The 11,933-nt window shown below is 55.5% G+C and carries 10 protein-coding genes; 8 read left to right on the top strand and 2 right to left on the bottom strand.

Features of this window, described 5'->3' with window-relative positions; translation table 11 throughout:
- Position 1 precedes the first annotated feature (1 nt).
- Positions 2-721 carry an NUDIX domain-containing protein gene (locus tag B4B27_RS02070; RefSeq protein WP_290723194.1) on the top strand — a complete coding sequence of 240 codons (720 nt, stop codon included), beginning with the start codon at positions 2-4 and terminating at the stop codon, positions 719-721.
- 12 nt (positions 722-733) lie between these two features.
- Here B4B27_RS02070 and B4B27_RS02065 read toward each other — a convergent pair whose 3' ends face one another.
- A complete protein-coding gene (locus tag B4B27_RS02065; protein WP_173365158.1) occupies positions 734-946 on the bottom strand; it encodes a hypothetical protein in 213 nt (70 codons plus the stop codon).
- Between the two features lie 79 nt (positions 947-1,025).
- Between B4B27_RS02065 and rfbD the strand changes: the two genes are divergently transcribed.
- The gene (rfbD, locus tag B4B27_RS02060; RefSeq protein WP_173381306.1) at positions 1,026-1,940 is read left to right on the top strand and encodes a dTDP-4-dehydrorhamnose reductase; all 915 of its coding nucleotides are present in this window, start codon (positions 1,026-1,028) and stop codon (positions 1,938-1,940) included.
- A gap of 2 nt (positions 1,941-1,942) precedes the next feature.
- Positions 1,943-2,083, top strand: coding sequence for a hypothetical protein (locus B4B27_RS02055; RefSeq protein ID WP_012820363.1), 141 nt, complete (start codon positions 1,943-1,945; stop codon positions 2,081-2,083).
- A gap of 9 nt (positions 2,084-2,092) precedes the next feature.
- Here B4B27_RS02055 and B4B27_RS02050 read toward each other — a convergent pair whose 3' ends face one another.
- Positions 2,093-3,175, bottom strand: a complete 1,083-nt coding sequence (locus tag B4B27_RS02050; RefSeq protein ID WP_290723184.1) for a S66 peptidase family protein — start codon at positions 3,173-3,175, stop codon at positions 2,093-2,095.
- A 101-nt stretch (positions 3,176-3,276) separates the two neighbouring features.
- On the opposite strand from B4B27_RS02050, the gene B4B27_RS02045 reads away from it, so the two are divergent.
- The 5 genes from B4B27_RS02045 to B4B27_RS02025 all read left to right on the top strand — a co-directional run bounded on the left by B4B27_RS02045 (position 3,277) and on the right by B4B27_RS02025 (position 11,901).
- Positions 3,277-7,272 (top strand): DUF3418 domain-containing protein, encoded by a 3,996-nt coding sequence (locus B4B27_RS02045; RefSeq protein ID WP_290723182.1) that lies wholly within the window; start codon positions 3,277-3,279, stop codon positions 7,270-7,272.
- A 45-nt stretch (positions 7,273-7,317) separates the two neighbouring features.
- Positions 7,318-8,136, top strand: coding sequence for a hypothetical protein (locus tag B4B27_RS02040; protein WP_290723179.1), 819 nt, complete (start codon positions 7,318-7,320; stop codon positions 8,134-8,136).
- Positions 8,133-9,419 (top strand): peptidylprolyl isomerase, encoded by a 1,287-nt coding sequence (locus B4B27_RS02035; protein ID WP_290723176.1) that lies wholly within the window; start codon positions 8,133-8,135, stop codon positions 9,417-9,419. The genes B4B27_RS02040 and B4B27_RS02035 overlap by 4 nt, the downstream gene beginning before the upstream one ends.
- 32 nt (positions 9,420-9,451) lie before the next feature.
- Positions 9,452-10,141, top strand: coding sequence for a cell division ATP-binding protein FtsE (ftsE, locus tag B4B27_RS02030; protein WP_290723174.1), 690 nt, complete (start codon positions 9,452-9,454; stop codon positions 10,139-10,141).
- A 77-nt stretch (positions 10,142-10,218) separates the two neighbouring features.
- The gene (locus tag B4B27_RS02025) at positions 10,219-11,901 is read left to right on the top strand and encodes a glycoside hydrolase family 9 protein (protein ID WP_290723172.1); all 1,683 of its coding nucleotides are present in this window, start codon (positions 10,219-10,221) and stop codon (positions 11,899-11,901) included.
- Positions 11,902-11,933 lie beyond the last annotated feature (32 nt).

Genomic DNA, 11,933 nt, shown 5'->3' with positions numbered 1-11,933 from the left:
CATGCAAGAAATAGAATATTCGTTCTCTCCTGAAATTGCCGAAGCGGACCGCCCGGTGGTCCTGGAATCCCGCATCTACAGGGAATGGCTGGAAGCGTCACAAAAGAAATTTGTCGTGACCAAGGTCCACTTTTCTTCGGTCGATTTCTTGCGGAAAGGACGCCAGCCGCTCTTTATAAAGCTGACTGCGACTGCGACGCTTCCGGATGGGCGCCCGGTGCACGGAATTGTGCTGGTCCGCGGCAACGCGGTTGGAATCTTGGTGGTGCTCCGCTGCGAAGGCAAGAAATACCTGCTTCTGGTGCGGCAACCGCGTTTTGCCATTAGCGAGCAGGCATCGCTCGAAATTCCGGCGGGGATTCTTGACTGGACAGGGGACTACCGCAAGGTGGCCCTCTCCGAACTCAAGGAAGAAGCGCAGATAGATGCCGAGGAATCGGAACTCATTGACCTCATGGATTTCTGGTACCAGGGAAAAAGCGACGGCTTTGCTGCCAGTTGTGGACTCCTGGACGAACGTATTCGCTTGTATGCGATAGAGCGTGACGTGACTCCAGAACAGCTGAGGGCGATGGACGGGAAAGACCAGCAGTATACCGAGGAAATCGAGTGGATCCGGACAGAAGTGCTGCCTTACGAGGAGGCTGCCCGCCAGTTTGTGGACGGAAAAAACCTCATTGCGCTGTTCCTGTACGAACGCTGGCTGCAGAGCCGCAAGTGAGAACGCGGGCCTCTACCAGTTCCCTAAATTGTTGACGGTCAACCCGACGAAGAAGAACGTCAGGTAGCCGTACCAGAGCGCAGTGAGGACGTAGTTGAGTCCGCGCTTGTAGGCCTTGGGTTCGTTTTTGTTTTTCTCGTGGATGGCGATAACGTTTTTGCGACAGAAATAGGCGCATACGGCAAGGCCGACAATGGATGCGAGAATCAGAAGAACATAAGCCATGCGTTAAATATAGTAAAAGAAAGGAACCGTAGTTCGAGGGCTTTAGGATTAACTATCTTTTTGCACAAGAGGTTTTACTATGAAATTTTTTGTGACGGGTGTTGGTGGCCAGCTGGGCCACGACGTGATGAATGAACTTGCGAAGCGCGGGCATACGGGCGTGGGCTCGGACATGGCTCCCGCCTACAGCGGCGTTGCCGATGGCAGTGCAGTGACGACGATGCCCTACGTGCAGCTCGACATTACGGATGCCGCTGCTGTCGAAAAGGCGATTTCGGAAGTGAACCCGGATGCGGTGATTCATTGTGCTGCATGGACTGCAGTCGATATGGCCGAAGACGATGCGAATGTGGCGAAGGTCCGTGCGGTGAACGCGGGCGGTACGCAGAACATCGCGAATGCCTGCAAGAAACTCGGCTGCAAGATGACCTACATCAGCACGGACTACGTGTTTGATGGCCAGGGAACGGAACCCTGGAAGCCCGACTGCAAGGATTACAAGCCTCTCAATGTTTACGGCCAGACCAAGCTCGAGGGCGAACTTGCCGTGAGCGGGACTCTCGAAAAATTCTTTATTGTGCGTATCGCGTGGGTGTTCGGCCTCAACGGCAAGAACTTCATCAAGACGATGCTCAATGTGGGCAAAACTCACGACACCGTGCGCGTGGTGAACGACCAGATTGGCACGCCGACATACACGCTCGACCTTTCTCGCCTGCTCATCGACATGAACGAAACCGAAAAATACGGTTACTACCATGCCACAAACGAGGGCGGGTTCATCAGCTGGTACGACTTTACCTGCGAAATCTACAGGCAGGCTGGGCTTGCGACGAAGGTCGTTCCGGTGACTACGGCCGAATATGGCCTCAGCAAGGCTGCGCGCCCGTTCAACAGCAGGCTCGACAAGAGCAAACTCGTGGAAGCCGGTTTCAAGCCGCTCCCCACATGGCAGGATGCCCTCGCTCGTTACCTGAAGGAAATCGGGGGCTAGCGATGGAAGAGAAGAAAACCTACCGCGAAGTGATGCCGGGAGAACTCCCGTGCGAAGTGCCGGAATGCGACGGCGTGATGGTCGTCGACCCCGACAACAGCTACAAGCTCACCTGCGACAAGTGCGGGCACATCAAGGAGTGAATCCAGGGCCTATCTGGACCTGTTCGCCTTGAAGATAAAGTCGTCGGTGAAGATTGTTTCTTTCTTGCCATCGACATTGAACGATAGGGTTGCCCCGAAATCGGAAACATCCATCTCTACTTCTGCGCCCATGATGAGCGGCAGGTTCTCGTTTCCGTGACCGGCCGGGAATCCGCTGATGACGGGGATGTTGTATTTCTTGAGGCGCTCGGCAAGCATGGCCTGCGCGCTGTCGACATCGAGGTCGGTATCGCAGTCGGTGAAATCGCCCATGATGACGCCTTTCACGTTTCCCATGATGCCACGGAGTTCCAGCGAACTGAACATGCGGTCGACATTCCGCATGGTTTCTTCTAGCTCTTCGACAAAGAGGATGATGCTGTCCCTGGAGTAGACGTCGATGGGCGTGCCGATGAGGGGGACGAAGGATGCCATGTTGCCGCCGACGAGGATTCCCTTGGCGTGTCCCTTCTGGTTCAGGATGTTGGCGGGAATCTTGTAGGTGGGTATATTCCCGAGGAGGATGTCTTTCACGAGAAGGCTACCCGCATCGCGTCCGGCGGACTTCCCGATGAATGCGCTCATGGTGCCGTGGATGCTCATGTTGCCCATCTTTGCTTCCAGTGCGTGCAGGGTGGAAATTTCACTGAAGCCGACAAGCCATTTGGGATTCTTCGCGATATCGTCGAAGTTGATGAGGTCGATCAGGTGCATGGCGCCGAAACCGCCGCGGTTGCAGATGATGGCTTTGATGCTTGTGTCGCGGATGGCGTTGATGAAGTCGTTTGCGCGTTCTTCGGGCGTCCCGGAATATTTGCCCATGTAGAGTTTGCTGACGTTTTCTCCGATGACAGGGACGAAGCCCCATTCCTTAAGGACTTTGGCGGTGTTGTAGGTGTTGGAATCGGGTGTGTTGTAGGCAGGGGAAACGAGCGCAATTTTGTCGCCCTTCTTGAGGAATGCGGGCGCTTTGGCGGGAGGGACTGCCGTCTTTTCGTTGGTGATTCGGATGACGGCGGGCCTTTGTTCCTTGCAAGCGGTGAGGGCAAGGGACGTCAAGATAAAGAGCAGGGGAAAAACGATTTTTTTCATTTTCAATTCTGTAGCTAGGGGCTTGCCTTAAAGATAAAACTTTTTGAAAAAGATGGTGCCGATTTTAATATATTTGGGCGGAACATAGTCGCTTTGCTCTTATGGATTTGTCCACCTTGAAAATCGTGTATCCGGAGCTTCCCGTTGTCGAACATCGTGAAGAGTTTTTCGAGATGCTCGAAAAGCACCAGGTAGTGATTGTCAAGGCGGATACCGGTTCCGGCAAGTCGACGCAGTTGCCAAAGTTTCTTTTAGAGTGGTATGCTTGTAAAGGATGTCATTCTGGAGGGAGCGAAGCGACCGATAGAATCCAAGAGCACGTGGACCCTATCGCCGCGCAGCGGCTCCAGGGTGACAATGCGACTTTCAAAATCGGTGTGACGGAGCCCCGCCGGCTGGCGGCGATTTCGATTGCGGACCGCCTGCGCGAGGAACTCAAGGACGAGACGCTTGTCTCCACGAAAATCCGATTCTGGGAACAGGGCCAGAGTGACGCCCCCATCAAGGTGATGACGGACGGCATTTTGTTGCAGGAATTCCGCCGCGACAGGCTCTTTAGGCAGTATTCGGCCATCGTGATTGACGAGGCGCACGAACGCTCGCTGAACATCGACATCCTGCTCGGCATTTTCAAGACGGTTCTGCATGAACGCCCGGAATTCAAACTGATTGTGGCCTCCGCGACGCTCGATGCCAAGCTCTTCGAGGAATTTTACGACAACAGCTGCGTGATGGAAGCCGAGGGAAGAACGTTCCCCGTCGATGTAGAGTACTATTTCGGCGACGGGAATGGAGATCCCCGCCTTCGCGGGGATGACAATACGGGTCGCGACACCAGCGGCAAGGGCGATTCGGGCTTGCTCGACGAGGCGCGTGATGCGATTCTCGATTTGGAAACGCGCCACCGCGATCACTTGCTCTGCTTTTTACCGACGGAACGCGATATCCAGGATTTGGCGGGCGAACTTGCGCACGAACTAGATTCTGCGACTTTCGATATTCTCCCGCTGTACGGGCGCATGAGCCCCGATGAACAGCGTCGCATTTTCAAGCATACGGAAAAGACCCGCGTGGTGCTCGCGACAAACATCGCAGAGACATCGCTCACGATTCCGGGAATCGCCTACGTGGTCGATACGGGTACAGCCCGCATTTCGCGGTACAACGCGCAGTCTCGAATCCAGGGGTTGCCCGTCGAGGACATCTCGAAGGCGTCTGCGCGGCAACGTACCGGGCGTGCGGGGCGCGTGAAGCCTGGCGTGTGCATCCGCCTCTATTCTCCCGAGGATTTCGAGAAGCGCGACGAGTTTACGGAGCCGGAAATCCGGCGGAGTAATCTTGCGAACGTTGTTCTGCAGTTGCGCAGCCTCGGGCTGGAACTCGAAAATTTCCCGTTCCTGCAGTCGCCACCGCATTCGGCGTTCCGTGGCGCGTACAAGACGCTTTTTGAACTCGGTGCGCTTACCGCCGATAACGCCAGCGGGCATGTGACCAAACTTGGCCGCGAGATGACGCGCCTCCCGATGGACGTGGCGCTCTCGGCGGTGCTATTGCGGGCGCGCGATGCGGGCGTATTGCAGCCTGCGCTGATTGTCTGCTCGGCGCTCTCCATCCAGGACCCGCGCGTGGTTCCCAGCGAAGAACCCGAACGCACCCGCATTCGCCAGCTGCACCGCAAGTTCGCGGGCCACAAGAGCGATTTCCTCACGTTCATCTGCATGTGGAATGCCTTCTGTGCCGAATGGGATGGCAAGACCTGGAACAAGTTGCGCAAGTTCTGCGACAAGAACAGCCTGCATTTTTTGCGGTGCCGCGAATGGATTGATCTGTACGAACAGTTCGGGCGTATCCTCGACGTGAAATTCGAGAATCGCGTGTGTCCGCTCGACAGTTTCCATCGCGATAACCTGCACATTGCGCTCCTTTCGGGATTCCTGGGCGGCATAGCCCTGCGTGATATCGAGAACGGTTGCTACCGCCTGGTGAGCGGGCGCGAGACGCACGTTTTCCCGGGCAGCGACCTTTACGGCAAGAGCGTGGAATGGCTCTTTAGCGCCGAAGTGCGCGAGACAAGTCGCATATTCCTGAACAAGGCTGCTGAAATCAAGCCGGAATGGATTATGCAGGTGGCGGAACCCTTCTGCACGCGTCGCTGGTATGCGCCCACGTGGAACCAGGAACGCGGTTTCGTGGAAGCGGTGGAAGAGGTTAGCTTCCGCGGGCTTGTGATTAGCCGTGGCCACCGCGTGGATTACGCCCGCGTGAACCCTAATGAATGTGCCGAGATTTTCTGGCGCGAGGCCGTAGTGCTTGGCCAGATGGCGCGCCCCTTCGCTTTCATGACGCACAATGAACGCGTCGTCGAGGACTTGCATGCGCTGGAAGCCCGCAAGCGTCAATTCGGACTTGCCCCGAGCGAGGATGCACTGGTGGATTATTATGTGCGGATTGCGCATGAGGTGAATTCCATCAAGACGCTTAAGGACTATATCCGCGAACATACGGACCAGTTCCTGAAATTCGATGCGAAATTCTGGTTGGAGCAGAGCGAAACGGGTGTAAGCTATACGGATTCGGGTTTCAGCAACCGCGCTTTCGATGCCCTGGCGAAGGGTGACAAGAAGAAGGCTGCAAAACCGCAGGAGCCCACTCTCGGCGGCTCGCTGGAACAGTTCCGCATCGAAGGTCTAGACGGTTCCAGTCGCATGGTAGTGGGCGAGATGGTATTCGATGCGATGCGCGACTGCGACGGCATTACGCTGGACCTGCCTTACGACATGCTCCCGCAGGTGACGCCTGCGACGCTTGCACTTTCGATTCACCAGTGGCGCGAATGGATGGCAGAATCTATCATTCGCGAGATGCCCAAGGCTGCAAAAAAGCAGTTGGAAGGCAAACGCACGTTTATCGATGACGCCTTCTGCGACAAGCTCAAGGCGAACCCGCACAAGGCTCCGCTTTTTAGCCTCTACGAGGTCTTTGCCGAAATCAAGCAGCTCGATTGCGATATCCCGACGGTCACGCCCGAAAAGGAAAACCACCTGCGGATTCATGCGAGAATCTTCAAGCAGGGCTTTGCGGAAAAATTCCCTTGCGAGATTAACCCGGAATGGGGAAGTTTCAGACTCTTTGCGGCGGTGCGCCCCGTCCTCGTGACGTTCGGTATCGACTTTGCGCTTGGTGACATGCGTTTTGGCTGGCGCTTGGGCGAATCGGCGCTCATGACCCCGGCAGAATCCGCTTTTTGGCAGGCGTTCCGCAAGCGCGTGGAAGGAAGATCCCCGACCGGGTCGGGGATGACAGAGGGGGACTCCTCGCTTATCGTTGATCGCCTGAATATGCTCGAGACTGGCGGCCTCTATTCCGACGGCTTCAAAACGGCGCTCAAGTCGTGGGTCTTGAAGTCGCTTTCTGCCGACAATCTGGATGCGAACCGCTGCGTGCGTTTTTCGGGCCTCGAGTATTCCCGCGGCAAAAAGATTCACGACTTCAGAAACCTTGCCGCAAGCACCCGTAGCGAAGACGAAGAGATGCGCCTCGCGCTCGTGCGTGCAACTTATGAATCGGCGCTTCTCGGGGCCGACGCTTTCGTGAAATTCTGGGAGATCCTCCGCGAATTCTCGGTGGCGATGCGCCAGGGCGGAGACCATGCCCGCGATGCCATCGCCGCGCTCATGGCAAAGAACAAGTCCATCTCGAAAATCGTGGCGCTCTACCTGCCTGACCACAAGGAAAATACTTTGTTCGAAAGATTGGCCGCGCTCGGTAGCTCACTTGATGCCGGCGACAAGTTGCTTGCATCCCCAATCGTCGATAAAGTCGACCTCTCCGTCAAGGACCTTCGCGAAAAGTTCCGCCCCTTCCTCAAGGCCCGCTTCATGAAGGACCACGAACTCAAAAATGCCCGCGAAATCCTCTCGAAAATGGAACGCATGCAACAGGACGATGCGGAATACCCCGAGCTCTACCTGCAGGCATCAGCCATGCTCGAGGATTTTGAAATCCTCAAGTTCAAGCGCAAGGGCGACGATAGCGAAGAAATCATCGAAGACGATGCCCTTGCCAAACTCAAGGGGCGTTTCGGTCGCTTGAAATAGTTGAAGATTGGCCTTGGACGGGTCAAATTTGCTAAATTTGGGGCGATGAAACTATTTGAGAAAATACTGGCGTGTCTTGTTTTCCTTTGCCTTTCGGCGTGTAACCTGCCGTTCGGCAAGGATGATCCGGTCGTGGTATCGGTTGGAAACAGGAAACTTACGCAGTCCGAAGTCTATCGCATGGTGCCGCAGTGGGATTCCATTTCCGACCGTGAAAAACTGGGCTTTCTGGAACGCTGGATTGACGAAGAGGTTATCTACCAAGAGGCGATGGATGCGAATGTCATGAACGACACCATCCTTTCGACGCAGATCGAAAGCACGATTCGCAAGATGGTGGTCGATTTCTACCTGCAGACGTTTGCCGATACCATGATGATAGGGGACAGCGAAAAACTGAACTACTACCAGACGCACCGGAATGACTATCTCCGTGGAAAGACGACCGTGTCGGGTGCTATCCTCCATTTCAAGGATTGGGCGAGTGCCGATGCCTACTATAAGGAAATGAAAACCCGCGTGTTCAATGTGGTCCCGACGCAGACTCCCCAGGTTAGTTCGATTGTGGAGTTCGAGAACGTGGCCGCCACGCCGGATTCTTGCATGATTCCCGATATCGTGAGCTATCCTCTCGGGAAACTCTCCGTAATGCGCTATTGCAATGGGGCGCTCAAAATGGCCGTGGTCACGGAACGTCTGGATTCTGCCGATGTCCGTCCTTACAAGGAGGTGTCCGAAGACGTGTCCAACATGGTGTGGATTGAGCATCGCAGGGCTGTCATGGATCGCCTCAAGAAAGAATGGAAAATGAAGCGTCCTATCTTTTCGAAGATGAACGTGTTTAATGAAAAGGAAAGCCAATGAAAAAGTTTGGTCTGTTAGTTTTTGCTCTGGGAACCCTTTTGTCGGCGTCTTTTGCCGCCCCGGTGCTTATGGAAGGCATTGCGGCGATTGTCGACGGCAAGCCCATTATGCGTTCGGAGTTCTTGAACAATCTTTACCATTTCCAGGAGACTCCTACGGCTGCCGCGATGAGCGAGCAGGAGCAGAAAGATTACGTTCTCGACAAGTTGATCGAAGAAAAAGTCCTTTTGAGCCGTATCGACCGTGATTCCATCGTGGTGAGCGATGCCGAAATCGACCAGCGCGTAACGGCGCACCTGACCCAGCTTGCGGCAAGCCAGAACATCAACATGGCGACGCTTGAAAAGGCTATCCGTTCGCAGCTCGGTGTGAGCATGGCGCAGTACCGCGACCAGCTTGCAAAGCAGATCCGTAGCCATGTCGAGACCCAGCGTGTGCGCCAGCGCCATGTGGGTGCGGTGAGCCCCACGAAAAAAGAAGTGGACGCTTTTTACAAGGCCTACAAGGATTCCCTGCCGCGCCAGTTCAACTGCGTGCAGCTGAGCCATATCCAGTTGAAAATTGAACCGGATCCCGCTATTGTGGATTCTGTGAAGCGTATTGCGGAAGCGCTTATCGACAGCCTGAATTATGGAATCAAGTTCGAACTTCTGGCCAAGAATCATTCGCAGGATTCGTCTGCCGAAAAGGGCGGCGATCTCGGTTACTTTAGGCGCGGACTTCTGGATCCGGCATTTGAACGCGCTCTCGATCAGCTGAAGAACGGCCAGTACTATTCGACCCCTGTCAAGACGGACCGCGGCTGGCATATCGTTCGTGTAATCGGCCGTAAGGAAGATGGTGTCCGTTCGGCGCACATCCTGCTCCGTACGATTCCGACGGCTGCGGATTCTGCCCGCGTATTGCGTCTTGCCGATTCACTCCGGACCACGATTAAAACGAAGGCCGATTTCTCGTTGGCTGCGAAAAAGTTCAGTACCGACAAGTCGAGCAACTTTGCTGGCGGGCTTCTGGGCTGGTTCCAGAAAAACGAGATGGAACCTGCGTATGTCGAACCGGTTGCGAACTTGAATGTGGGCGAAGTGTCGGCTCCGGTAGAAATCGACGGTTCTTACCATTTGTTCCGCCTGGACGATTCCCGCCAGATTCGTGAACTCACGCTCGAAGAGGATTACGGTAAGATCGAGGCGATGGCGGCGAATTATCTCGAAAACGAGAAACTGAACGCGCTCATCAAGAAGTGGCGCGAGGAAGTCCATATCGAAATCCGCATGACGGAATAGCTTCGGGAAAGTCGCGAGACGCGAGGTTCACCATGATTCACTTCACCCACGTGACAAAGTCCTACGAGGACAACTGGAAGGCGCTGAACAACATCACCTTCCGTATCAACAAGGGTGAATTCGTTTTCCTCACCGGGCATTCGGGTGCGGGAAAGTCAACCGTGCTCAAGTTAATTTATATGGACGAACGTCCGGATGCGGAACGCGGTGGCCAGGTGATGGTGAAATTCACCGGCGATTGCGTTTACGACAGCAAGAGTTCCCCGGACAACAGGATACAGGCGTTCCGCCGCAAGATGGGAATCATCTTCCAGGATTTCAAGCTTTTGCCCGACAGGAACGTTTTCGAGAACGTGGCGCTCGCGCTCCGCATTGTGGGAACCCCGAGCAGCAAGATAAATGCGGCCGTTTTTGATGCGCTTGCCCTGGTGGGGATAAGCCAGAAACGATTTGCGATGCCCTATACGCTTTCGGGCGGTGAACAGCAGCGTGTGGCGATTGCCCGTGCGATGGTGCACAACCCGTACTTGCTCTTGGCGGACGAACCGACCGGAAACCTCGACCCGAAAAACGCCGACGAGGTGTTCAAGATTTTCAAGGAAATCAACGCCCGCGGGACGACGGTGGTGATGGCGACGCATAATCCGGACTTTTACCTGAATAGCCCCTTCCGCCGCCTGGTGCTTGACCACGGCGAACTCCTGACCCGTGACCTGATTTAATCGCGCTGGTTATTTTTGTAAACGGAAAAGATGCCGGGGCCCTTTCTTTTGAGCCGGGAAAAATTTATTCTTAGGGCATGAATTTCAGCGTCCGCTACAACCATGTCGGCTACGCCCCCAGGGGGCCGAAGGTGTTTTTGCTTGCTTGCGATGTGGTGGACAATCCCCTGAAGGGGATGCAGCCCTGGTTCGAAATCCTTTCCGAAAACGGGGAACGCGTGTTCGGTGCCTCGATGGCTGAGAAGGGGCCATGCACCTATACGGACGAATTTGTATGGGAAGGGGATTTTTCGACAATCAAAAAGTCGGGAAAGTATCGTGTTTCGGTAATCGACGCGAAGGGGAACGTGCTTGCCGAATCCAAATTCTTCGAAATTTCGGACAGGCTTGTGCTGGAACAGCTTTCGTCGACGCTCCGCTCGTTCTATTTCCAGCGTTGCGGCGTGGAACTGACTCCGGACCGTGCCGGAAAGTGGGCGAGGCCCGCGGCCCATCTGGATGACAACATCGAATTCCACCCGAGCATGGAACGGAAGGGAACCTGGAATGCGCATGGCGGCTGGTACGATGCGGGCGACTACGGCAAGTATATCGTGAATGGCGGCGTTTCGGTGGCGACGCTCCTTCTGGCTGCCGAATTTGCGGATGACCGGCGTGTGACTTTCGCCAATGCTGACTTTTTCGATGCGGGCTCGTTCCGTGCGAACTTGCTCGAGGAAATCCGGTTCGAGCTTGAATTTTTCCTCCGCATGCAGGACGATGACGGCGGCGTGTTTTTCAAGGTGTCGCCGGTGCGCTGGGACGGTTTCGTTTCGCCGTCGCAGTCCGATGCCCTGCAGAAGCGCCAGATTCTGGGGAAATCGACCACATCGACGCTGAATTTTGCAGGCGCACTCGCGCAGGCGCATCGCGTGTTTGCCCATGCGTATCCCGGATTTGCGAAGCAGTGCCTGGATGCATCCCTCCGTGCTTACCGCTGGGCCGTCGAGAATCCCGATGTCACTTACCCGCACAATACCGAGGGTAGCGGCGGGTATGGAGACGAGCGCTACAACGACGAGTTCTTCTGGGCGCGCGCGATGCTGTTCCGCGAGGTTTGCGGAAGCGTCAAGATTTGCGCGGATTGCGAACGGGATGATTGCGACCACTTCAGGAATCACCTGCTGTCGGACATGGAAAAATGCCCGCCCGACCTGGGCATGAGCTGGCGCGATACGCAGAACCTGGGCTGGATTGCGCTTGCGTTGCAGTCGCAGGACCTTGACTTGCAGGTGCGGGCCCGCAATACGCTGAAGGGCGTTGCGGACAAGATCGTGAAGCTTGCTGCCGAAGATGCCTACGGGCTTTCTATCCGCAAGTTCGTATGGGGTTCCAACGGCGAAATTGCAAACCACGCGCTAACGTTGTTCCTCGCAAACGAATGGTTCCCGTCGGCCGCTTATGCGGACTGTGCAAGGCGCATGCTGGACTTTATTTTCGGGAAGAATCCGGTGGACCGTTGCTTCGTGACGGGTTCCGCGTGGAGTTCCCCGAAGTTCATCCATCACCGCATCAGCCATTCCGACGGCATCGCGGAACCTATCCCCGGGCTTCTTGCGGGCGGCATCAACGCCGACAGGCAGGACCTGCACCGTTTCCCGCATTATCCGGGCCCGCAGCCGGGACTCTCGTACACGGACGAACGTTGCTCCTTTGCGAGCAACGAGACCGCCATCAACTGGAATGCCCCGCTGGTAGCGGCACTCAGTTTCTGCTGTTAATTTTTTTTCGCAAATTCTGTTACGCTGCTTTA

Source organism: Fibrobacter sp. UBA2449 (assembly GCF_002342555.1).
In the GTDB taxonomy this organism is placed as follows: Bacteria; Fibrobacterota; Fibrobacteria; order Fibrobacterales; family Fibrobacteraceae; genus Fibrobacter.
This window is presented reverse-complemented; position numbering and strand designations above follow the sequence as displayed.

What these genes read in the sequence shown, in the direction of transcription:
- B4B27_RS02070 (WP_290723194.1), top strand. Translation starts at nt 2, where the DNA reads ATGCAAGAAATAGAATATTCGTTCTCTCCTGAAATTGCCGAAGCGGAC.
- B4B27_RS02065 (WP_173365158.1), bottom strand. Translation starts at nt 946, where the DNA reads ATGGCTTATGTTCTTCTGATTCTCGCATCCATTGTCGGCCTTGCCGTA.
- rfbD (WP_173381306.1), top strand. Translation starts at nt 1,026, where the DNA reads ATGAAATTTTTTGTGACGGGTGTTGGTGGCCAGCTGGGCCACGACGTG.
- B4B27_RS02055 (WP_012820363.1), top strand. Translation starts at nt 1,943, where the DNA reads ATGGAAGAGAAGAAAACCTACCGCGAAGTGATGCCGGGAGAACTCCCG.
- B4B27_RS02050 (WP_290723184.1), bottom strand. Translation starts at nt 3,175, where the DNA reads ATGAAAAAAATCGTTTTTCCCCTGCTCTTTATCTTGACGTCCCTTGCC.
- B4B27_RS02045 (WP_290723182.1), top strand. Translation starts at nt 3,277, where the DNA reads ATGGATTTGTCCACCTTGAAAATCGTGTATCCGGAGCTTCCCGTTGTC.
- B4B27_RS02040 (WP_290723179.1), top strand. Translation starts at nt 7,318, where the DNA reads ATGAAACTATTTGAGAAAATACTGGCGTGTCTTGTTTTCCTTTGCCTT.
- B4B27_RS02035 (WP_290723176.1), top strand. Translation starts at nt 8,133, where the DNA reads ATGAAAAAGTTTGGTCTGTTAGTTTTTGCTCTGGGAACCCTTTTGTCG.
- ftsE (WP_290723174.1), top strand. Translation starts at nt 9,452, where the DNA reads ATGATTCACTTCACCCACGTGACAAAGTCCTACGAGGACAACTGGAAG.
- B4B27_RS02025 (WP_290723172.1), top strand. Translation starts at nt 10,219, where the DNA reads ATGAATTTCAGCGTCCGCTACAACCATGTCGGCTACGCCCCCAGGGGG.